23 protein-coding genes are annotated in these 22,381 nt (G+C 59.1%); 15 read left to right on the top strand and 8 right to left on the bottom strand.

The annotated features are described in order from the left end of the window. Window positions 1-90 precede the first annotated feature (90 nt). Entirely contained in the window at window positions 91-1,293 is a 1,203-nt protein-coding gene (locus PH558_RS27315) for a M20 aminoacylase family protein (RefSeq protein ID WP_285207712.1), read from the bottom strand. A gap of 43 nt (window positions 1,294-1,336) precedes the next feature. Continuing rightward, window positions 1,337-1,867: an OsmC family protein gene (locus tag PH558_RS27310; RefSeq protein WP_095438435.1), complete on the bottom strand. Its 531-nt coding sequence runs from the start codon at window positions 1,865-1,867 to the stop codon at window positions 1,337-1,339. A 428-nt stretch (window positions 1,868-2,295) separates the two neighbouring features. Between PH558_RS27310 and PH558_RS27305 the strand changes: the two genes are divergently transcribed. The 4 genes from PH558_RS27305 to PH558_RS27290 all read left to right on the top strand — a co-directional run bounded on the left by PH558_RS27305 (window position 2,296) and on the right by PH558_RS27290 (window position 4,851). Further along, complete coding sequence (locus tag PH558_RS27305) at window positions 2,296-2,493, top strand: hypothetical protein (RefSeq protein WP_095438973.1); 198 nt, start codon at window positions 2,296-2,298, stop codon at window positions 2,491-2,493. 12 nt (window positions 2,494-2,505) lie between these two features. Beyond that, the gene (locus tag PH558_RS27300) at window positions 2,506-2,700 is read left to right on the top strand and encodes a hypothetical protein (protein ID WP_095438436.1); all 195 of its coding nucleotides are present in this window, start codon (window positions 2,506-2,508) and stop codon (window positions 2,698-2,700) included. Between the two features lie 140 nt (window positions 2,701-2,840). After that, window positions 2,841-3,686, top strand: coding sequence for a VOC family protein (locus PH558_RS27295; protein ID WP_285207711.1), 846 nt, complete (start codon window positions 2,841-2,843; stop codon window positions 3,684-3,686). Between the two features lie 133 nt (window positions 3,687-3,819). Next, the gene (locus tag PH558_RS27290; RefSeq protein WP_285207710.1) at window positions 3,820-4,851 is read left to right on the top strand and encodes an NADP-dependent oxidoreductase; all 1,032 of its coding nucleotides are present in this window, start codon (window positions 3,820-3,822) and stop codon (window positions 4,849-4,851) included. A gap of 39 nt (window positions 4,852-4,890) precedes the next feature. Here the strand turns inward: PH558_RS27290 and PH558_RS27285 are convergent, their stop codons facing one another. From PH558_RS27285 to PH558_RS27270, 4 genes are all read right to left on the bottom strand, one after another. Next, window positions 4,891-6,243: an FAD/NAD(P)-binding protein gene (locus PH558_RS27285; protein ID WP_285207709.1), complete on the bottom strand. Its 1,353-nt coding sequence runs from the start codon at window positions 6,241-6,243 to the stop codon at window positions 4,891-4,893. A gap of 128 nt (window positions 6,244-6,371) precedes the next feature. Beyond that, complete coding sequence (locus PH558_RS27280) at window positions 6,372-7,133, bottom strand: gamma-glutamylcyclotransferase (protein WP_285207708.1); 762 nt, start codon at window positions 7,131-7,133, stop codon at window positions 6,372-6,374. A gap of 75 nt (window positions 7,134-7,208) precedes the next feature. After that, on the bottom strand, window positions 7,209-8,399 hold the full coding sequence (locus tag PH558_RS27275; protein WP_285207707.1) for a cystathionine beta-lyase: 1,191 nt from the start codon (window positions 8,397-8,399) through the stop codon (window positions 7,209-7,211). Window positions 8,400-8,559: 160 nt separating this feature from the next. Continuing rightward, the gene (locus PH558_RS27270) at window positions 8,560-8,700 is read right to left on the bottom strand and encodes a hypothetical protein (RefSeq protein ID WP_285207706.1); all 141 of its coding nucleotides are present in this window, start codon (window positions 8,698-8,700) and stop codon (window positions 8,560-8,562) included. Between the two features lie 411 nt (window positions 8,701-9,111). Here PH558_RS27270 and PH558_RS27265 point away from each other — a divergent pair, with 411 nt between their 5' ends. Beyond that, window positions 9,112-9,447, top strand: a complete 336-nt coding sequence (locus PH558_RS27265; RefSeq protein WP_285207705.1) for a hypothetical protein — start codon at window positions 9,112-9,114, stop codon at window positions 9,445-9,447. 172 nt (window positions 9,448-9,619) lie between these two features. On the opposite strand, the gene PH558_RS27260 is transcribed toward PH558_RS27265, so the two are convergent. Next, window positions 9,620-10,243, bottom strand: a complete 624-nt coding sequence (locus tag PH558_RS27260; RefSeq protein WP_095438441.1) for a helix-turn-helix domain-containing protein — start codon at window positions 10,241-10,243, stop codon at window positions 9,620-9,622. After that, window positions 10,233-10,412: a hypothetical protein gene (locus PH558_RS27255; protein ID WP_113228944.1), complete on the bottom strand. Its 180-nt coding sequence runs from the start codon at window positions 10,410-10,412 to the stop codon at window positions 10,233-10,235. The genes PH558_RS27260 and PH558_RS27255 overlap by 11 nt, the downstream gene beginning before the upstream one ends. 467 nt (window positions 10,413-10,879) lie before the next feature. Between PH558_RS27255 and PH558_RS27250 the strand changes: the two genes are divergently transcribed. The 10 genes from PH558_RS27250 (at window position 10,880) to PH558_RS27205 (ending at window position 22,376) form a co-directional block, all read left to right on the top strand. Beyond that, on the top strand, window positions 10,880-11,980 hold the full coding sequence (locus tag PH558_RS27250) for an LLM class flavin-dependent oxidoreductase (protein ID WP_095438443.1): 1,101 nt from the start codon (window positions 10,880-10,882) through the stop codon (window positions 11,978-11,980). Window positions 11,981-12,110: 130 nt separating this feature from the next. Then, a complete protein-coding gene (locus PH558_RS27245) occupies window positions 12,111-13,355 on the top strand; it encodes an acyl-CoA dehydrogenase family protein (protein ID WP_285207704.1) in 1,245 nt (414 codons plus the stop codon). Further along, the gene (locus PH558_RS27240; RefSeq protein ID WP_285207703.1) at window positions 13,352-14,395 is read left to right on the top strand and encodes a ketopantoate reductase family protein; all 1,044 of its coding nucleotides are present in this window, start codon (window positions 13,352-13,354) and stop codon (window positions 14,393-14,395) included. The genes PH558_RS27245 and PH558_RS27240 overlap by 4 nt, the downstream gene beginning before the upstream one ends. Window positions 14,396-14,433: 38 nt before the next feature. Then, window positions 14,434-15,027 carry a TetR/AcrR family transcriptional regulator gene (locus tag PH558_RS27235; protein WP_285207702.1) on the top strand — a complete coding sequence of 198 codons (594 nt, stop codon included), beginning with the start codon at window positions 14,434-14,436 and terminating at the stop codon, window positions 15,025-15,027. Beyond that, window positions 15,011-15,613, top strand: a complete 603-nt coding sequence (locus PH558_RS27230; protein ID WP_285207701.1) for a 2-hydroxychromene-2-carboxylate isomerase — start codon at window positions 15,011-15,013, stop codon at window positions 15,611-15,613. Before PH558_RS27235 ends, PH558_RS27230 begins: the two co-directional genes overlap by 17 nt. A 422-nt stretch (window positions 15,614-16,035) precedes the next feature. Further along, window positions 16,036-17,688, top strand: coding sequence for an ABC transporter substrate-binding protein (locus tag PH558_RS27225; protein ID WP_285207700.1), 1,653 nt, complete (start codon window positions 16,036-16,038; stop codon window positions 17,686-17,688). 38 nt (window positions 17,689-17,726) lie between these two features. Then, window positions 17,727-18,737, top strand: a complete 1,011-nt coding sequence (locus PH558_RS27220) for an ABC transporter permease (protein ID WP_285207824.1) — start codon at window positions 17,727-17,729, stop codon at window positions 18,735-18,737. Continuing rightward, entirely contained in the window at window positions 18,734-19,582 is an 849-nt protein-coding gene (locus tag PH558_RS27215; RefSeq protein ID WP_285207699.1) for an ABC transporter permease, read from the top strand. The genes PH558_RS27220 and PH558_RS27215 overlap by 4 nt, the downstream gene beginning before the upstream one ends. After that, window positions 19,561-21,288: an ABC transporter ATP-binding protein gene (locus PH558_RS27210; protein ID WP_483314194.1), complete on the top strand. Its 1,728-nt coding sequence runs from the start codon at window positions 19,561-19,563 to the stop codon at window positions 21,286-21,288. Before PH558_RS27215 ends, PH558_RS27210 begins: the two co-directional genes overlap by 22 nt. Continuing rightward, window positions 21,285-22,376, top strand: a complete 1,092-nt coding sequence (locus PH558_RS27205) for an LLM class flavin-dependent oxidoreductase (protein ID WP_285207698.1) — start codon at window positions 21,285-21,287, stop codon at window positions 22,374-22,376. Before PH558_RS27210 ends, PH558_RS27205 begins: the two co-directional genes overlap by 4 nt. Window positions 22,377-22,381: the final 5 nt, after the last annotated feature.

The following is a 22,381-nucleotide window of genomic DNA, read 5'->3' as shown; positions in this document are numbered from 1 at the left end:
CCAACTCTTCCATGCACGTTGTGCCGGCGCCGGTTTGTTATGAAAGTTAGAGCATCCCAGTCAACTGAATGCGCGTAAAGATCGAGCCGGTCACGCCGCCTTCAGCTTGCTTTCGACAAGACGGGCAAACAATGTCGCGCCGACGGTGAGAATACCGTCGTCTACGATGAAACCGGGATTGTGAGCGGGAACGTTGCCGGCATGCCCCAGCGTGAAGAATGCGCCCGGCGCATGGAGCAGCATATCGGCAAAGTCCTCGCTTCCCATCGCGCGCTTGGGCACTGTCGAAACCCGATCCTCACCAAGAACCTCGCGGCCAATAGCAGCGACGATATCGACCTGATCCGGATGGTTGGTCAAAACCGAGAAGATGTCGCGTATATCGACATTGGCTTCGATATCGTGAGCGGCAGCGATATTGCGCGAAATCGTGGTCACGCGCTCGCGGATCAAATACCTGATGTCATCGGAGAAGGCTCGTATCGTACCGCCGACACTCGCGGTTTCGGGTATGACATTATAGGCGGACCCTCCGAATATCTTGGTGACGGACAGCACGGCTGGTTCCGTGGGCGATACATTGCGGCTGACGATGGTCTGCAGTGCTTGCACGAGTTCGGCGATTGCCGGAATGGGATCGCGTGCGACATCCGGATGGGCACCATGCGCGCCCTTGCCTTTGAAGGTCACATCGAAAAAATCAGCGCCCGCCAGCACTGCTCCGGCCGAGACGTGCAGATGATTTGGCGGCAATTGCGTTGCGTTGTGTAGCCCATAGATTTCGTCCACCGGAAATCTCTCGAACAGGCCGTCGGCGATCATCGCCCGCGCCCCACCAAGACCCTCCTCGGCCGGCTGGAAGATGAAGGTCACCGTCCCCGCGAAATCCCTCGTTTCGGCAAGATAGCGTGCAGCACCAAGCAAGATCGTCGTGTGGGCATCATGACCGCAACCGTGAAACCGGCCGGGATGGATCGAGGCATAGGCAAGACCGGTTTCCTCCGGCATCGGTAAGGCATCCATATCGGCACGCAGGCCCACCGATCTATTGCCGGGATGGCGTCCCTTGAGAAGACCGACAACACCCGTCTTGCCGATACCGCGATGAACTTCGATCCCCCAGGACGACAGCTTTTCGGCGACGATCGCCGAGGTACGCACTTCCTCGAAGCCGATTTCGGGATGGGCATGGAGATCGTGCCGGATCGCGACAAGCTCCGGATGGTAGCCTTCGATCCGATCGATGATATTCAAAACAGGCTGCCCTGCGAACGATGCAACGGGTTTATTCATGGCGCGGATACCTCGGATGGAAAAAGACGGAGCAGCGTTCACCTCACGCCGGACGTTGGTGATCGACACGCCCACGCACTTCGTTTCCTCGCTTCAGGAGATTGAGGATTGGGCAAAGCCTCTCCACGGTGGCCTGCAACCTTGCTATCTCCTCCCCGCTTGCAGGCGACATCAGCGTTACGACGTAATTGATATCGTGGGGATAGACGGGAATATCGTCATGGCCCTCGGCACCTCCACGCGGATCGATCGAGGCGGAGACTTCCGCTTGCAACGATTCCAACGGCACACCCTGATCGGATGCATGAATAAGATAAGTATGCGTCAGGCAGCTCGAGAGAGCGCCGAGCAAAAGTTCCGGAGACGATGGCCCCAAATTGTAGCCGGCAAAATCCGGGGGACTGTCGGAAATAACCTGGAAGTCCCTAATTCTGATGCGGCGCACCCCGCTGCGGCCCTCGGCACTTGCACCCGCGTGCAGCGTGACAGCGCCAAGCTCCCCTGATTTTACCCGCTTACGCCGATTAATCAGGGCTTCGCGCTTTTGCGCAAGATATTCGTTCAAATTTGTCACTGCCGATTTCCTTCCCGTCATGGCTGGCGCCTCAAGCATCAGGTCAGCGCTATAATGATTGCCGGCGCCACTTATAGCCAGATGCCTTTATAATAGTCTATAAAAATTATAGACTAAACAGGTGTGGCAGGCCCATTGACGAATGAGCTGCGGCCTCCTGCTGTTGGACGCAATAGATTTCCGCCCGAAATCGGCAGCGCAACCCCGGTTCGTTCGAGAACATCGTCGCGACCTCCGGTGCGCCTTTGCTCTCAAGAGCTTCGCCCCCCTATATTAGAATTGTTTTCCGCCGCGCCGCAACTATTTGGCATCCCTAAGAATGGTCTTCCGCATTCGCCACACATATAATCCATTAAATCAATAGACTAATCGAACTTGGAATGCCCCGATCGTTCGTCCGGAAGAATCAATTTCAACAGGTGGTGATCATGACCAGACAGGTGATTGAATATGCCGGCATTCCGGTGGGCATCGTCGTCCCGGACGAGGGCGCACTGAAGTTCATCGCGGTTAAGTTTCATGTATACGATCTTGACGGCCAACATTTTGCTGCCGCCTCGGACGTGCTGCGAGCAATCCATAAGTTGGCGTCCACAGCGCCTGACGGCCTCAACCGAGCCGCGTAGAGGAGGCGCATCATGAGCAGACTGCATCGTTTCTTTCGCCTCTCCGCACAACGCGACGAGATCGAGACAAGGCTGCTGGCACAAGAATATCGGGCGCTCATTCTCGATGATCTTGTCGATGACGGTACCAGCCATGAGCTGCAATCGAAATGCGTCGAACTATCTCATGAGATCGGTTCGCATCGACGTTGGTATTACCGTGGATAGCCAATCCTGTTCGATATAGTTCAGCAGCCGCTCGCGTTCGGCCCGCGGACACGGTTGCTGATGTGATCACCAAAATCGCGGCATGCCGAATGCGGCGCGAAGACCGCAATTTAACCTATCTCTATGTCGGGAGCCTACCAATGGCTGTTACTGCCCAACCCCTCATCCTCGATCACGCGGTCGTCGGCGTCCTTGATCGGCTGGACGAGGCCGCTGCGATCTATCGCAAACTCGGCTTCGCGCTGACGCCCCGAGGCTACCATACCCTGGGCTCCATCAATCATCTTGCCGTGTTCGGCGAGAACTATCTGGAGCTGCTCGGATTTCCGCCTGACGGTGACAGGAAACGCACCGATCTCTGGTCTTATCCGATCGGTTTGAACGGGCTTGCCTTTCGAACCACCGATGCGGCCGCTCTACAGCGGGAATTGGGCGACGCCGGTAAATCCGTCACCGAATGGCGTGATTTCTCACGCCCCGTCGACGTGGAAGGCATAGAGAAGTCCGCCAGTTTCCGCACCTTCCAGATCGGCAAGGAGGCGATTTCCAACGGCCGCTTCTTCTTTTGCCAGCACAATACGCCGGAGCTGGTGTGGCAACCGCGCGATCAGAGCCATCCCAACGGTGTCCTCGATATCGTCGATGTCTTCATCGTCAGCCGCGCTCCTCAAGCGATTACCGAGCTGCTAGGCGGATTTGCCAATGCCGCTGAGCCTGAAATCAGCAGAGACGGCATTGCAATTCACGCCGGCATCGTCACACTTCATATCCTATCGGAGGCTGCGGCCACCTCCCGGTTCGGCTCGGCCATTCCGGCAAGCTTTGACGGCAACGAAAGAAAAGTGGCGCTGGGGCTGAAGGTCCGATCGCTTGAAGTGACGGCGGACGTGCTGGCGCAAGGAGGCTTTTCGCCTCGCCCCTTCGAGGGCGGCCTGCTCGTTGACGCCGATGCCGCCAATGGAGTTGCACTATGGTTCAAGGAGTAGAAGAGCCGACGCATAGGCGACAGTGACGCACAACTAATACGGCAGGAGCTCTCGAACGGCTGCAATGAAATACCGGTGTCCGGTGTTGCGATCGTTAGCGCTCCGCTATCGAAATCAATGCAAGGAACTCGACATGGCCAGTCAGCCCGTCACCACCCGCATCGTGCTTGCCTCCCGTCCCGTTGGAAAACCGGTGGCGGCGAACTTCCGACTTGAACGGGAAACCTTGCGGGATCTCGAGGAAGGCGAGGTTCTTCTGCAGATCCTTTATCTTTCCCTCGACCCCTATATGCGGGGCCGAATGGACGACGCGAAATCCTATGCCGCGCCGGTCGAAATTGGCGGCGTGATGGAAGGAGGAACCGTCGCGCGCGTGGTCAAATCACGCAATACGGAATTCACGCCGGGGGACATCGTCCTCTCCCATTCCGGCTGGCAGAGTCATGCGATCTCAAACGGCGCGGGATTGCGCAAGCTCGACCCGAGTGCGGCGCCGATATCGACGGCACTCGGCATTCTGGGAATGCCGGGCTTCACCGCCTATGCGGGATTGCGTAATATCGCACGACCCAAGGCGGGAGAGACATTGGTCGTTGCCGCCGCAAGCGGCGCGGTCGGCTCTGCCGTCGGCCAGATCGGCAAGATCTTTGGTGCAAGAGTGGTCGGCATCGCAGGCGGCCCGGACAAGTGTAGCTATATCCGCGACGAGCTCGGTTTCGATGCCGCGATCGATCACCGTGCGGACGATTTTCAAGCCCGGCTTGCGTCGGCTTGTCCGAACGGCATCGACATATACTTCGAAAATGTCGGCGGACACGTCTGGAACGCCGTATTTCCATTGCTGAACGATTTCGCGCGCGTTCCGGTCTGCGGCCTTATCGCGCATTATAACGAAGACCCGTCCACTTCGCGCGGAACAGACCAGGTGCCTGTGGTGATGCGCGCCATCCTGAGAAAGAGCCTGACCATTCGGGGTTTCATACAACGCGAATTCGCCGATCAGCGCCCCGATTTCTATCGTGAAGCCGCAAAATGGATTTCCGAAGGGCGCCTCAAATATAAGGAAGACATCGTGGATGGGCTCGAAAACGCTCCGGAAGCCTTCCTCGGGCTGCTGGAAGGGCGGAATTTCGGTAAGCTGATCGTGCGTGTCGCACAGGGCTGATCGCGGCAGGCAGCCGTCAAGTCGGCGGGTATCGGTCCTTCACCGCAATCTATCCGCAATGGCCTCGGCGACCTTTTTCGCCTGGACGCGAATATCCGGCACGGCAGTAATTTCCCAGAATTGGCCAGCGGTCAGCGCACCAACGGCATAAATAACCGCATCATTGCCGATCGAACCAGGAACGCGCGACTGGGCATCGACCGTCAAGCCAAGACGAAGCGGATCCGCTTCGATCAGGCCCTTGCGCTGCATTTCCTGCAGCAATGGGGAATGGGCGATGCCTGCCCGCTCCATGCCAGTGCAATTCACGATCCAATCCGCCTCAGCTGATGCGATAAAGCGCTCGCCGCGAGGCCGGTAACGCACGGTCAAAGCGTTGGTTTTCTCAACATTCTGCAGGTAGCCGGCTCGGACCGAAACCTGGCCGTTTTGCAGCATCCTCTCAAACCTCCGAAACACATCCGGAGCAACACGATGACGATGAATGTTCCACCACGGCAAGGCATGGCGTAAAAAGCGGCGGCGCTCAGCCTCCGGCAATCTCGACCAGAGAGCTTGCGTCTTCGGGCGTAAGCCATCCATGACCCTGCGCCAGTCTCCCGCATCTTTGCTTTCGCGACGGAGAATATGCAGGAGTTCACTCATCCGCGTGGGCAGGGCTTCGACGTCGATGTCGACCGCCGGCTTCGGATGGCTGACATGATCGTGCGGAACGAGGCCGCGCCGTGACAGCACGACTATCTTTCCTTTAAAGCCATGGGCAGACAGTGCCAGAGCCTGATCGATCATCGTCAATCCCGAACCCAGGATGCAGGCCGTATCGGTCTTACCAACGCGCCTCAGCCATGACAGCCGCCATGGATTTTCGATGATGTGGGAGCGCGCGTCCGCGGATAGTCGGGAAACATCAAACGGCAGTTGTGCATTGCCGACGCCGAGACAGAGCACGATGCTTCGGCCGGCAATCTCATTGCCATTGTCCAATAAAAAGCCGAGCGCGGAGCCGTAGCGTTCGATACATCCTGTCGCCTTCGCCTTGATGAAGTCGACCCTGCAGCGGCCCTTCCTGTTGCGCAACAGAGCGGCTAGGCTATCTCGAATGTACAGACCATAATCCTGCCTGGAGGCGAAATCTCCCGCATCCAGTGGCCGCCTGCGTTCCCGCAGCCATTCAACAAAGGCATTCGGGCGGTCCGGAAAAAGGCTCATGCGGCCCGCCGGCACATTCAGACGATGCAGATAGAGCTCCGTTCGATAGGCGGTCCCGCGACCAAATCCGGGATCGTCGCCGACAATAGCGATCGATGCCGTTTCGGGTAGCAACTCCACCAGATTGCAGACGGTAGAAATGGCGGAAAAACCAGAACCCACGACAATGGCATCATAGATCATCGCAAGCCTTCTCCGCTTTCGAACGAGGCGAGGGAATTACCGATATCTCCCTTTCAGCTGATCTAGGGCAGATGGATTGCCGAGCCAACATGCGATGGCGGCGTTGTCGGGAAATATTGGCGCCGCCCCTACGCGCTCCGGCTCATGACCTCAGTCCGGCTTGCCACGCTTTCCAACGCGTGGATCGCTTTAAGCTCGCCTGCAACGAGCTTTTGGAGCCTCCACAGATTGAGATCCCGAATTCCCCAAGCCTCGAGATGCTTCACCGTCAAATAGAGATATTCCGCACACGACCCTCTGGCGCCGCAAGCCCGCGCCAAGATGCCCGCGACAGCCTCCAATGGCAGCTTGGAAGTGACGTAGCTTCCCTTCGGATCCGCCCAGAAGACCAATGCCCGCACCGGACCTTGATCGGTCTGTACCCGCACCCATCGAATGGTGGCCGCGTCTTCAAGGGTTCCGATTTCCCGGCGAAGGATGCGCCCGATCTGGCCAAGGCGATCGCCGTCATCCAATCTGAAGGCGACGGCCTTGCAGTACCCGCCTCGCTTTAATGCCAGCATCAGGCCTGGTTGCGTCTGCGACCCCCGCCACCGTGTCATCCGGAGACAGAACGAGCGATGCCACCCCTTGATGGCTCCCACCCGCGCTTCCACGGCATCGAAATCAGGCTTCCAGATCAAGGAACCGTAGGCGAAGATCCAGAGCGCATCCCCTTGCGACTCCCGATAGAGCCGCTCCGCCAGCGCATCCAGTTCGGCGTCCGTGATCGGTATGCGCAGCGGGTCCGGCCCCGGATCGATCTCGTTTCGCAAGCTTAGAGCGACCAATTCATCCGTCAGATCCATCTCGGAATGTCCGATTGCGGCTTTGACGCTGCCGTGAACCATCTTTCACCTATCTCCGTATGCATCTGACCTAACGCTCGCCTTTCCAAGGCCTGCCTCCTGAGAAAGATGTGCTGCTCAAACCGTCGAGGAGGCTGTAAAGGCACGTTCAAGATCAGCGATAAGGTCCTCGACATCCTCGAGCCCGATCTGGAGACGGATGAGCGGTCCTTCCACCGGCACTTTCGCGACACGTCGATCACTGAGATCGACGTGCAGAGCGAGGCTTTGATATCCACCCCAGGAATAGCCAAGGCCGAACAACGAGAGCCCATCGAGAAATTTCTGTGCCTTCAGCTTGAAATCCTTTGTTTGATCGACTGCCAACACGAAGGAAAACACCCCGCCGGCCCCCTTGAAGTCACGCCGCCAAAGCGCGTGCCCGGGGAAACTTTCCAGAGCCGGGTTAAGGACACGAACGACGTCGCTTCGTCCCTCCAGCCATTTGGCAACCGCAAGGCTGCTTGCTTGATGGCGCTCCAACCGAACGCCCATGGTGCGCAGTCCACGAAGAACCTGATAGGCGTCATCAGGCGTGCCGCAAAAGCCAAGCGCTCCGTTGGCGCGTTTCAGTGCCGGCCAATGCTTGGCATTGACCGAAATCGTGCCCATCAGCACATCGGCATGACCGGCGGGATATTTGGTCGATGCCTGGATCGATACGTCGACGCCTGCGTCGAGGGGCCTGAAGAAAAGCGGCGTTGCCCAGGTATTGTCCATGGTGACGACGGCATCATGCCGATGTGCGGCCTCGACGATGGCAGGGATATCCTGCATCTCGAAGGTATTCGATCCGGGCGCTTCGGTGTGAACCAGCTTCGTGTTGGCCTTGAACAACGTCTCGATGTCCCGGCCGATTGACGGATCGTAATACTCAACATCGATGCCGAATCGCGAAAGCATGGTGTCGCAAAACTGCCGGACATTGCCATAGACGGAATCGACGATCAGTGCATGGTCTCCAGGCGACAGATAGGCCAGCAGGGCGGTCGTAACGGCGGCTAAGCCGGACGGGACGAGAATAGTACCGGCCGCCCCCTCAAGTTCATTGATCGCATCGCAGAGCGCGTCCGTCGTCGGCGTGCCGCGCGTCGCATAGGTGTATTTCTGCCCGCTGCGATCCATCGTTTGCGCATCCGGAAACAGAACCGTCGATGCGTGAACCTTCGGTGGGTTGATGAAGCCATGATAGTCGAAGGGATCATGGCCCGCGCGCACCAGCACGGTATTCGGGCCTAGCGGATCGGCAGGGCGATTGTTCCTGGTCATTGTGCCTGCTCCCGTCTGCGATGGTTGTGAAGTTCCAGCAGTGGCTTGTTGCCGATCAGCTCCGAGAAGCTTTGGGATATTTTCGTCACGCGATACGTCTCCGATGTCTGGCGGAAAGGGCAAAGGCCGGGAGGGCATGACCATCGCACCCCGGAATTTTTCAAGTGATGCGCAGCAACAGGAACAACGACATGAGGACCGTTAGGCTCACCAGGGCAAACCGGGTAATCGCCAGAGGTCCGAGATCCACTGGGCGACGGTGCTGCGTTGAGAGCGAGGCAAGGTAAAGGACAGTATCCATACGAGCTCCTGTTCCGACGTCCGACCCGGCACCAACGAGCGGCATCGATGCGGCGAACACTTATCCGATGCGGAGACAATATCTATAAATCTAGTAGATTAAAGGAATAGGTTTCCGGTGTGGCGGCTTGAATCGGCAAAATGAATTTCTTCGTGCTTCGCCTCGGCCGCGATGATCGCGTCGCGGAACCGCCGCCGACGACGACTGGCGGCGTCTGCTATAGCGGATACAACTCTGCAATAACAACGATACCGATCAAATCAACAGAGATGTATCTTTTCTATTGGAGGAAAGAATATTAAAATTATTTTTTGCATTGAACGGGAAAATTAGTTGGCATAACTCAACTTTCATCGAAGGCCAGAACGCGGCCGATTTCGGGAGATGACAATGATGAATCCTGCAATGAACATGATGCCGATGATGAACCCCATGATGAGCAACATGCCGATGATGGGCGCGATGCCAATGATGAATCCTATGATGAACCCGATGATGGGTTCCATGATGGGTGGCATGCCCATGATGAATCCGATGATGATGCCCATGATGCAGATGATGATGGGCAAGATGACGTGCAAGATGACGCCGAAGGGCATGGTCTGCGAGATGATGCCGATGGAAGGCATGGACAAGGACATGTTCATGGAGTGCTGCAAGCGCATGATGTCCATGATGTCGTCTGGCATGCCAATGATGATGATGTGCGGCAACATGATGATGTGCTGCACCATGGAAGCCGCCTGATCTCATCAGGCAGGTGCGCGCATACAAACGCACACTAGCTCTGAAGCATATCACCTCAACTGTGCTGTGGTTTTGCGTGATATATGTGGAAAGAAAACCTGAAGCGCGAGGAGCGAGTCTAGAAGATCGCAACGCGCTTTGGGGCTAGCTTTTTCATTCGCACGGCGCAAATTCAGCCGCGAACTTCCTCGACATAGGTGGTAACGAGATAGAGCACCGCCTCGTTGCCGGTCATGTTGCGATAGCTATGGGCAACATCCGCCTCGAATATGATGGCATCACCTTCGCCAAGGATCTGCGGCGCATGCCTGCCGGCAACGACCTCCACCGTACCGCGCGACACCACGAGATTTTCAACGGTGCCTGAGCGATGTGGTTCCGCAGTTTCAGTATGGTGGGGAGCAATTCGCAGCTCGTAAAACTCGACCTTGCGCTCGCTCTCATACGGAAAGAGCGCCCTGGTCTGAAATCGTCCGTCGGACGCGGAAAGAACCTTCGCTTTCGCATGCGTCAGCACCTGCAGAGCCGTCTCATGCGGCTCGGCGATCAGCGAGCCACAGGATACTTCGAGGGCGGCCGCGATTTTCCATAGGATAGCGACCGTGGGGCTGCTCTTGCCGGTTTCGATCTGCCCGAGCATGGCCCTGCTGACGCCCGATATCTTGGCCAGCCGATCTAGCGAATAGCCCCGCCGCGTTCTCAGACGCCGCAGATTTTGACCGGTCAATGTCGAAATTTCGTCGATTGCCTCCGCCCTGGAGACCAGATGCAGCGGCCCACCCAGTTCAGCTGCCATAGGCTTGATTGCCGAACGGCATCACGGGAATGAAACCGACGAAGGGCACCCACATCAGAAACGGCTGGGCCGGCCAAATCGCGCCGACAGAGGGCGCCACCGCTGACGTTTTCTCGCGGGCATCGCGATAGGCCTGGAAATCAATGATATTGGCAGCCTGACGGGACATTCTGGTTCCTCAAATCTAACGCTATAAATCTACTGTTTCACTGCACTACTGTGGAGAGAGCCGTACCCAATCTTGGCAAGAGCGGCGAAATGTTTTTGCAAAAGGGCGCGTTTGCGACGAAAGGCCTGCCCGAAAAACGTTCGATCACGTGGTCGTCGATCCTCCTGCTACAAGACTGATCCTATTCGTGGGATCCTCCGCCGAGACAATCGCATTCCAGCATGCTTCATGTGCTCTTCGGGAATTGCAAAGTCCGCGTCGCGTGCGACGGGTTTTTTCGAACCACGGCAGCGCGGGGATCTCTGATGAGGGTTATTCGACGAAACCTCAGCTTCTCGGTCGGACGGATTCAAAGCATAAATATTCTACAAATTTTGTAGAAAAAGAACGACCTGTCTTTCTGTGGCATTCCGCTGACGTTAGCATCCTAACCACAATCCGGTGAAGCAAACCATAGGGACATAGCCATGCCGACCGAATTCATCAGCGTCACCTTTCCAAATGCCTCGACCGAGCTCAACCCTCTCGAAAATCCCGCCCTCGACCCGCAATTCATCGAGCGTTATGCCCGTTCGCTCGATGATTATGGCTTCAACTACACCCTTATTCCCTATGACAGCGCGTCCTTCGATCCCTTTACCATCGGCGCAACCGTGGTGGCGCACACGAAGAATATCAAGATCATCATCGCCCTTCGTCCGAACACAATCTATCCGACGGTCGCGGCCAAATCGCTGGCAACGCTCGATCAGCTGAGCGGCGGGCGCGTCGTGGTTCATTTCATCGCCGGCGGAAGCGATGAAGAACAGGCCAAGGAAGGCGACTTCCTCGACAAGCATCAGCGCTACGAACGGCAGGAGGAGTATATCCGCATCCTGCGACGCGTCTGGCAGTCGAGCGAACCCTTTGACTTCGATGGCCGCTACTATCAATTCAAGCAGTTCCACAGCCGCGTGCGTCCAGTAAACGGCACCATCCCGGTGTCGGTCGGCGGGTCGTCGGACGACGCCTATCGCATCGGCGGCGCGCTTGCCGATATCTTCGGCCTGTGGGGCGAGCCGCTGGCTGAAACCAAGCAGCAAATCGACCGGATCTATGCCGAAGCGGCACGCGCCGGGCGCAAGGATCGCCCGCGGATCTGGGTGACGTTCCGTCCTATCGTTGCGGAGACGGACGAGCTTGCCTGGGCCAAGGCGCATCGCACCCTCGATCTTTTGAAAGAAAATCGCGCAAAAGGTCTTGGCAAGGTGCCACCATCAGCGCCTTCGCCCCAGAATACCGGCTCGCAGCGCCTGCTTGAAATCGCCTCGCGCGGCGATGTGCATGATCGGGCTCTCTGGTATCCGACGGTAACGGCCACCAATGCTCGTGGTGCCTCCACTGCCCTGGTCGGTTCGCCGAGAACGATTGCTGACTCCATTCTCGATTACGTCGATCTCGGCGCGGATCTGATCTCGATCCGAGGCTATGACAACCTGAACGACGCCATCGATTACGGCCGCTATATTCTGCCCCTCGTCAGGGCGGATCTGGCGGCGCGGGAAACACCGCGACAAGCGGTCGCCTGACCACCCACATTATCACGCATCAACAAATGGAATTTGGCGAACGCCATTCGGATTGTGTTTGCAAAAACAAGCCATCGCGCGGCAAAGCCGCGCATGACGCCCCTCACTGCTTCAAAGAGGCTGATGCAAAGTGCCCTTTAACACCATCGATCTGACAGATGTGACCCGCAAGCTTGCTGCTGCAGCTGCGGCGGCAGATGAATCCGGCGCCTTCCCTTGGACAGGCATCGAGGCCGTCCATGCCGCCGGCCTTCTCGAAAGCACGGTGGCGACACGGTTCGGTGGAAAAGGTGCTGGTATTGCCGATGTCGGGCGCATTCTGGCAGCGCTTGGTCGCGGCGATCCTTCGGTCGCCCTGATTAGCGCGATGACCATATTCACCCATCTCGGACAGGCAGCGGGCAGCAAATGGCCGGAGCCGCTTTATCGACGTTTATTGGACGATGCTCGCGATCGCCCGATCCTGCTGAACGCGGCCCGCGTCGAGCCCGAGCTCGGTTCTCCCGCCCGAGGCGGCCTTCCCGACACATTGGCGCGCCGCACGGCCGGTGGATGGGCGATCACAGGGCGCAAACGTTTCGTCACCGGCGCACTGGGTCTGACGCATTTCCTCGTCTGGGCGCGCACCGATGAGACACCGCAGCGCGTCGGCACTTTCGTCGTTCCCTCGGGTCTTCCCGGCATCACGGTGATCGAGAACTGGAAGAGCCTGGGGATGCGGGCCAGCGGCTCGCACGACGTCGAGTTCAAGGATGTCGAGGTGCCGCTTGAGGACGTCCTCGATCTCGTCGACGTCTCCGTCGGCACGCAGGACAATCGTGCCCATGCCGCCGGCAACGTCGCGCTCACCGCCATATACCTCGGAGCTGCAGAAGCTGCCCAGGAGGCTTTCATCCGTTTCGGTCATGAACGCATCCCCGCCAATCTCGGCGTTCCGATCGCAAAAACGGAAAGGTTCATTTCCGCAGCCGGCGAGATCGACCTGCTCGTGGGCGGGGCGAGACAGATCCTGTTCAACGCGCTTGACCATTCGCTGGGTGAACCCGAAGCGCTCATCAGGGCGCGCCTTCTTGCGGCCCGCAACATACGCGACGCCGTTCAGCTTGCCGTTCGCACGCTCGGCAATCCCGGTCTCAATGGCGATCTCGGGATCGAACGGCATTTCCGCGACATCCAATCGGTTCTCGTCCACGCCCCCCAGGAAGACACGTCTATTTCCATTCTCGGACGCTCGGCATGTGACAGATGGAGCCGAAAGGTAGAAGAACCGCCTCATCTTTTCCCGGTTGAAAAGACGCCAGTTGTGTCCTCCGGCTCACGGCAGGCGGAAGACGCGCGGGAGTTCCTGAATGTAGTTTCCGGGCAGCGAGCATGACACGCTACATCATCATCGGAGCAGGCGCCGTCGGCGCCAGCCTTGCTGCACAGTTTGAGCTTTCGGGCGTCGACTACGCTCTTGTCGGACGCGGCGCTCAGATCCGGTACATCATCGATCACGGTCTTGCCTACCAGCGGCCCGCCGGCACCCGGCAAATCCGGCTGAAAGCCTTTGACACGACTGAACCGCCATCATTGAGGCAGGAAGACATCCTCCTGTTGACGGTAAAATCGCAGGATGCCGCCGAAGCTTTCGCCTTTTGGGCCTGGCGGCCAATCGAGCATACTGAGGGGCTGACCGCCTCCGCCCTGCCGATCGTCACGTTTCAAAATGGTCTGGCAACGGAGGCGGCCGCGCTTAGACTTTTTGCGAATGTCTACGGCGCCAGCATCCTGACGCCTGCCCGCTTTACGGAAACCGGTCACGTCGTGGTCGGGGGCGATCCGCAGGTGGCGATCGTCACCATAGGTCGTTATCCGCACGGCTCGGACGAAACCGCGGCCAAGGTCGCCCTGGATCTTAGCCGGTCGGACTACATCGCCGAGACAACGAGCGATATCAAGCGATGGAAGGCGGCGAAGCTTCTTCATAATGTGCGCAATGTGCTGGAGCTCTTCGACGGCGCAGAAGACGAACGAGCGACGTTCAGCGCGGGCCTTGTCGAGGAGGCCGAGACCGTTCTCAAGGCGGCGGATTATACATTTGCATCTCCTTCGGAACGGACCGTCAGCATAGCGCACTGGAAGATCGCCGAGAGCGCCGGCATTCGACCCGGCCAGCAATCGACCTGGCAGAGTTTTACGCGCGGCGCTTCAAGCGAAGTCGACTACCTCAACGGCGAAATCACCCTTCTCGGGCGTCTGCATGGGATAGCGACGCCCTATAACCGCGCCGCTCAGGAAATTGCCGGATCGGCGGCGCAACAAGGTGGCTTCACGGCGCTCCTTCCTTTCGCTAGTCTGCGCCGGCTTGCCGAGAACTACCTGTCTTTCTCCACCCCCATCCCTTCGAGGCCGAAAGCACATCAGACGGGCTAGTCCCGGGATCATGCAATGACGGCATCCGGACCGACGCAATGAAAATATCAGATCATATCCTGACCACCGCCGGCACCCTTTTCTACAAGGAAGGCATTCGCGCCGTCGGTATCGACCGCATCGTCGACGAAGCCAATGTCGCAAAAGCCACGCTCTACCGACACTTTCCGTCTAAAGATCATCTTGTCGCTGCCTATCTAACCGAGCGTCACGAACGCGTCCTTCTTCAATTGAGAGAGGTCGCATCCACCGTGACGCTACAGCCGCGCGACCAGATCGCCCTGATTTTCGAACGCCTGTTCGAAAAGGCCGACAGCCCGGAGTTTCGCGGCTGCGCTTTCGCATTGGCGGTTGCCGAGCACGGTGACTCCGAGCGGGTCGTTTCCGTCGCCCGCGAGCATAAGAACGCCGTGCGCGATATCTTCCGTTCCGTCATGTCGGCCGCAAGGTGTCCCGCCGAACAGACTGCCTCGCACATGTCTCTGCTTTACGAAGGGGCGCTGGCGACGGTTGCCGTCGGTCGCGACCCCCGTGCTGTTCTCGTAGCGCGCGATTGCGCGTTATCCGTTTTCGATATGGCAACTGGCCAATTCATCCCGTCTGGAGGAAAGCTTGATGACCAAAACCATTGATTACTTCTTCGGGATCGGATCACCATGGGCCTATATAGGCCTGGATGCGTTTGTCGAAGTCGCGGCGCGATCCGGCGCTGAAATCCGTCCCTATCTCATTCCGCTGATCGTCGAAAATGGCGCGATCTATTCGCGCGATCGTCCCGACGCGCGCCGCGCTTATTGGCTGAAGGATCTCCGGCGCTGGGCCGCTCTTCGCGGCAAGCAGCTCGACTTTACCAATCGCTCGACACTGTCCGACCCGACGCCCGCCGGCTTTCTCGTTTTGGCGGCTCAGCTCGAAGGGCAGGATTGGGTCGCCCTCGCCCGCGCGCTACAATACGGCTTCTGGGGCACTGCCGCCGATATCGGCAGCCCCGATGTGCGAAAGGCGATTGCCGATGCCGCAGGCTTTGACGGTGAAGCACTCGAGGCGCGCGCGGCGCTTCCTGATATCTCGGAACTCTGGAGCAGTAATCGCGACATTGCGAAAGAAGCTGGCGTCTTCGGTCTTCCGACCTTCCGCTACGAAGGCGAACTCTATTGGGGGCAGGACAGCCTGCCCTTCCTCGAACGTCATCTGTCGGGTGAAAAGCTGGTGGCCTGACATAGCGCCGAAGGACTTCAGGCCGAACAGGCCTGAAGTCTGCGACCGCTCTTTGCCATGTCGGAGACGGCAAATACTACCTCATCTTTGTCGTTGATCCGGAAAGCGGAGCATCCTCGCGCATGACATCGGGACATCATATCTGATCGGCGACCGGCTGCCGGCGAGGATATTCCAGGACTTATGGTTCAAAATCGATCGTGATGAGATCGATACGCAGACGCAGATCGCCATGCAGGATTTCAAGCCCGCAATTCCCTCGCCGACAGGCCCGAAAAATGCTGATCCCTACATCAGCCAAAACCGGACAAAATAATCCATAAAATTAGTAGAAAAAGAACAACCAGTCTTTCTCCTTTTGGTTCTGCCTGAATAGGCTCTGCTTCAGGAATTCGCAGAACCCGAACCATCAGGATCTATCTATGACAGAACGCCCTCTTTCGCTGCCTATTACCCGGCGCCGCTTGTTGATCACTTCATCCGCCGTGGCGACCGGTGCTTTGGTGGCGATGGCAGGCTTCAGCCCGGCGCACAGTGCCGACGGTCCGGCCAATGGCGGCGACATCACCTTCCTCATCGATTCATTGGGCGACACCTGGATACCGAACAACAGCGCGATTTCCAGTTTCCAGGGCCACATATGGGGTCACGTAACCGACAAGCTCGTCTACGTGGACGCCGACGGCAAGGTGAGCCCCTGGATCGCCGAGCGCTGGGAGCAGAATGACAGTGCGACCGAGTTCACCCTGCATCTCAAGAGTGGTGTGACCTTCTCGGACGGCACCCCTCTTGATGCGTCTGCCGCGGTCGCCAATCTCGACATCTGGTATGCCGGACGCAAGAAGGAAGGGATCAATCCAATCGGACTCTTCCCGAAGACTTACGACCACGCCGAGGCGGTTGACGCAACCACGGTGAAGGTCTTCTTCAAAAAACCGACGCTCGGTTTCATTCCGACCCTTGGCTATCACGGCTCCATTCTGATCTCCCCCAAGAGCATCGCCCAGCCGGCCGCGCAGCAGGCCGATCTTAGCAAGACCTCCGGCAGCGGACCTTACGTGATCGATTCCTGGAAGGAAGGCGATTTCGTCAAGCTCACCAAACGCAAGGATTACAACTGGGGTCCAGCGGCCGTCGGCCATACCGGTCCGGCCTATCTCGATACGATCACCTACAAGCTGGTGTCCGAACCGTCATTGCGAGTCGCTGCCGTCCAGTCCGGCCAGGCGGACATTGCCTATAACGCCTCGCCGCAGGAGCTGACGTCGCTCAAGCAGGAGGGCTTTACCGTCGCGACGCCGCGTTATCTCGGCTTCGTCAACGGCTGGGCAATCAATACCAAGCTCGCGCCCTATGACGACGTCAAGGTGCGACAGGCCTTGCAGGCCGGCATCAATCGCCAGGAAATCATCGATACCGTCTACACACCCGACTGGAAGCTTGCGACATCATTCATCCAGAGCAACGTGCCCGGCGCGACCGATCACAGCGAGCTTCTGGCCTATAATCCCGACAGAGCCGAGAAACTCCTCGACGAGGCGGGCTGGAAAAAGGGGGCCTATGGCATACGCGCCAAGGACGGCAGGCAGCTGTCATTGACGCTCAATTCCAACCCATATCTCGTGACCTCGAGGTCGATCGACGAACTCATCGCCCAGCAACTCGGCAAGATCGGCTGGAAAGTCGATATCCGGGCCTATGACGTCGTGACCTACGGCCAGAAGGTTCAGTATGGCGGCGCCGGTGTCCCTGCCTATGAGGTAACACGCAGCTTCATCGACGCCGGTACCGTCGCGAGCATCCTGACCAACGCCAACAACGGCGAGAACTGGTTCGCACTCGGCGAAAGCGACCAGAAGATCAACGAACTGCGCGACAAGATCGCCAGCGCTGGTTCTCTCGAGGCCAGAAACCCGCTGCTGGACGAGCTTCAGAAATATGTTCTTGAACAGGGCTACTTCATTCCGCGCACACAGATGGTCCAGCGCATCTATGTCCAGTCTCCCAAGCTCAAAGGCGAGACATATAACGGCGTCGCCTATGCCAGCTATTACGCGGCCACGATCAGTGAGTGACCCGCAGCACAACCAAGGAACGCAAGGAGGAGACCGGCGTGAACAATGCCTATCTTAGCTATGCCACAAAGCGCTTCGTCCAGGCCGTCATTGTCATCCTGCTGGCCTATGTCTTCACCTTCGTCGTCGTCAGCGTTCTGCCGGGCGATCCCGTCACCAACGTTCTGCGCAATCCGCAAAACGGCTTCAGCGAGGCGGAGATCCAGGAAATCATTGCCGCCCAGGGCCTGGACAAGCCGGTACTCGTGCAATTGTCGACATCGCTTTCCCACTTCCTGATCGGCGACTTCGGTCTGTCGATGCGAACCAACCGTCCCGTGACGACCATGATCGCCGAGGTGCTACCTTCGACGCTCGTTCTCGCCTTCTCCGGTCTGGTCGTCGCGCTGATCCTGGCGATCGTGATTGCCTACGGCACTCAGTTCCTCCCAAAAAGGTTCGGCCAGGGCTTGCTGCGGGGCTTCCCGTCCCTGTTCTTGTCGGTGCCGAATTTCGTGATAGGGCTGGTGCTGATCCACATCTTCGGCTTTCAGCTCGGTCTCTTCCGTGTGATCAATCCCGACAGCTTCTGGGCAACCTTTTTCGCGGCAGTCGCGCTCGGCATTCCGATCTCGGCGCAGATCGCCGAGGTACTGATCGCCAACCTCGATCACGAGTCGGGACAAGAATATGCCGCCGTTGCGCGCAGCCGCGGCCTCGGTCAGCTACAGCTTTTTGCCAGGCATCTCCTCAAGCCGTCTTCGCTCCCGGTCATCACCGTCGTCGCGCTGACAATCGGCGAATTGCTTGGCGGCTCGCTGATCACCGAGGCGGTGTTCGGGCGCACCGGCATCGGCAGCCTGGTCCAGCGCTCGGTCAGCACCCAGGACCTGCCTGTCCTGCAGGCGATCGTATCGCTCGCGGCCGTGGTTTTCGTGCTGGTCAACCTCATCGCCGATCTTGTCTATCCGCTGCTCGACCCGCGCGTCAAACTGCTCGGCGGTGCCGAGCGCCGACCCGTCACCTCTGATGAGGGTTCTCCGGAAATTTCGAAGTCGGTGCTGTCATGACGCTCGTTTCGACCAACACGTCCTCGCGCCTTACCGCCGGCAGCCGGTTTGGCGGTTTCCGATTGCCGGCTGCCGTCGCGCTCTCGTTTGTGATCGTGGCGATCGTGATCGCCTGGTCGCTCGCACCAAGCCTGTTCACCAGCCATAATCCGGCGGTCGGGATTCCCTCTCAAAAGCTGCTCGGGCCCAGCGCCCAGCACTGGTTCGGAACCGACCAGCTGGGTCGCGATCTCTACACCCGCGTCGTCTATGGCGCAGCCTCTTCGGTCAGCAGCGCACTGATCGCTGTCGTCATCGGTGCGGTCGCCGGCGGCTTCATCGGCCTGCTCGCCGGTTTCTTCGGCGGCCGCGTGGATATCGCGCTTGCGCGCCTGGTCGATGTCCTGCTTGCCATTCCGAAATTCCTGCTTGCCGTCATCGTTGTCACCGCGATCGGCTTTGACACCACGAACGCCGCCATCGCCACCGGCATCTCGTCGGTGGCCGTCTTCGCCCGTGTCATGCGGTCGGAAGTCATCAAGACCAGGCAGGCGACCTTCATCGAGGCCTCCTTTCTTTCCGGAGGCTCGCGCTGGCACATCCTGTGGCGGCACATATTGCCGAACGCATCGCGCTCCGTGCTCCCACTTGCCGTGCTGCAGTTCGGCGACTCGATCCTGGTGATCGCCAGCCTCGCCTTTCTCGGCTACGGCGATCCGCCGCCAGCCTCCGATTGGGGTCTGCTGATCTCGATCGGCAAGGATTACCTCAAGTGGCCGTGGCTGGTCTACGCACCGGCCTTCGTCACGATCGCGACCGTCCTCTCTGTGAATAGGATCAGCCGATGGCTTCGCAAGATAGACTGAATGCAATTCGCACTCTTATCGCCGAGAATGCGCCGATGCCGCAGCGGCCAACGCCATTGCTTCAGGTGGAGGGCCTATCCGTTTCCTACGGCTCGCATGAGGTCGTCAGCAATGTCGGCTTCGAACTGGGGCGCGGTAAGAGCCTTGCGCTCATTGGGGAATCGGGCTCGGGCAAGTCGACCATTGCGCGCGCCGTACTGCGATTGCTTCCCCGCACGGGACAGGCGACCGGCCGCATCGCGGTCGACAGCCAGGACATATTGCAGCTTCCCGAGCGCCGTTTCCGCCAGCTTCGAGGCCGGACCATCGGCTTCGTGCCGCAGGACCCGGGAAATGCGCTCAACCCGATGCGGAAAATCGGTGCCCAGGCGATGGAAGCCGCAGCCCTTGTCGACGAACCCAGCAAGGCAATCCGCAAGGCGCTCGTCCTGGAGACGTTCGCCCAGGTCGGGCTCGATAACCCGCAGCGTGTTTATGATTCCTATCCGCACCAACTGTCCGGCGGCATGCTTCAGCGCGTCCTGATCGGACTTGCGGTTCTGCCGCGGCCGCGGTTGCTGGTCGCCGATGAGCCGACCTCGGCGCTCGATGTTACAATCCAGAAGAGAATCCTCGACCTGCTCTCTCGGCTGCAGCAGAACCTCGACATCAGCCTGCTGCTCATCACCCATGACCTGGCGATCGCAGCCGAACGGGCAAACTCTCTTGTCGTGCTCAAGGATGGCGTCGTTCAGGAGGCGGGCAGTACCGCAGCGGTTTTCTCCTCACCCGCATCGACTTACGCAAAGAAGCTGCATGCCGACGTGCCGGCGCTTAATCCCGACCGTTACCAAAAGCTTCGAGATCCTGGCTTTCGTTTCCTCGATGCCGACAGCACCAAGGCACCGAAGATCGACGTCAAGGGCATCACCAAGAGCTTCACGGTCGACGGCAAGGTTCTGACGGCCGTCGATGACGTGTCCTTTACCGTTCCGGCAGGTACCACGCACGCGCTGGTCGGCGAGTCGGGTTCCGGAAAGACGACGACGATCCGGCTGCTGCTCGGGCTCGATCAACCGGACGCCGGTCATATTTCGGTCGCTGGAGAAAAACTCAACGGACGCTCACACCAGTCACTGCGCTCCGTATGGCGCCATCTTCAGCTCGTCTATCAAAATCCTTTCACATCGCTCGATCCGACCTGGAAAGTCGAGCAGCTTGTGCGCGAACCGCTCGACAGGTTTGGCATTGGAACTCATACGGAACGGGCAGAACGGGTCCGCGAAGTATTGTCCGATGTCGGGCTTGGCGAGCACCTACTTTCACGCAAGCCGCAGGCCTTGTCCGGCGGTCAGCGGCAGCGCGTCGCGATTGCCCGTTCGCTGGTCCTGAAGCCGGAAGTGATCGTGCTCGATGAGCCGACGTCGGCACTTGATGTCAGTGTTCAGGCCGATATCGTCGAGGTATTGCTGTCGCTGCAGGCAAGCCTTGGCCTGACCTATATATTCGTCTCCCACGATTTGGCCCTCGTGCGCCAATTTGCCCATACCGTCTCCGTGATGCAACGCGGGCGCATCGTCGAACACGGCAACGTCAGGGACATCTTCGACAATCCACGCGAGCCCTACACGGTGTCGTTACTGGAATCGATCCCGGCCGCCACCAGCCCTGCCCGCGCACCGCTGCCGCAACTCCGCCGGATCATCAGCCAGGAACAGATCGCATGAGTATCGTTGCCCCCGCCGGCACCCTGCCTGCCACATTCCGCGCCAAGCGGCGACTCGGCTTCAACACCCGCGTATCGTTCAACGATGAGGCCGGTCCGGCGCAGGGACTGCGCGACGGCATAGAACTGTTCAAGGCAGCCGAGCGGCTGGGCTACCAGTCGGGCTGGGCCTATCAGCGCCACTTCGATCACTACCTGTCCTCTCCGATCCCATTCTTTGCCGCGGTCGGCCAACATACAAGCCATATCACGCTGGGATCGGCTGTCATCCCGATGCGCTACCAGGATCCCATCCTGCTTGCCGAGGCGGCGGGCACCGCCGACCTGCTCATTGGCGAAAGGCTTGAGCTGGCCATCTCCACCGGCGCCAACGCTGCATTCGACGCGGTATTCGGTGCGGTCGACACCGATGCCCGAGCGGAAGCGAAGCGCCGCCAGGCGCGTTTTCTTGCGGCAATCGCTGGCGAGGTTCTTCACACCGTCGATGGCCCAGGCCAGGGCGCCCCAGAGGGTACTGAGCTGCGAGTGACGCCACATAGCCCGACCCTGCGTTCGCGTATCCGACAAGGATCTGCGAGCCTTGCCTCGGCCGTCCAGGCTGCCGAACTCGGCATCGGTCTCATCTCGGGAACCGTGCAGCACGACCACGCCGAGGGCGAGAGTTTCGGAGAATATCAGGCTCGCGCCATCGAGGCTTTCCGCACGACATGGCGCCAGAAGCAGGGCACCGAGCCGCCGCCAGTCACGGTCGCGGCATCGATCCTGGTCGGCACCACTGCCGAATTGCGGGAAAAATATGCCGCTTACGATCTCGAGCGTCGAACCAAGGGTATCGGAGCCTCTCGCCCCAATGGCGCCCTCGAGCCGACCGCGCCGGCCATTCAGCCGCCGGGCATCCAGATTTCCCCGGTCTTCCACGGCACCCCCGATCAGGTGATCGAGGCGGCGCTCAAGGACCCGGGTCTGGCGGCGGCCGACGAGATTGTTCTCTTCCTGCCGCCTGCTTTCGGCCTTGCGGAGAATGTGCGGCTGCTGACCGATCTCGCCCAGACGGTGGCCCCGTGCCTCGGCTGGTCACCAACCGCGTAGCGCTG

It is taken from the genome of Rhizobium pantanalense (assembly GCF_030182525.1).
Lineage (GTDB): Bacteria > Pseudomonadota > Alphaproteobacteria > Rhizobiales > Rhizobiaceae > Rhizobium.
This window is presented reverse-complemented; position numbering and strand designations above follow the sequence as displayed.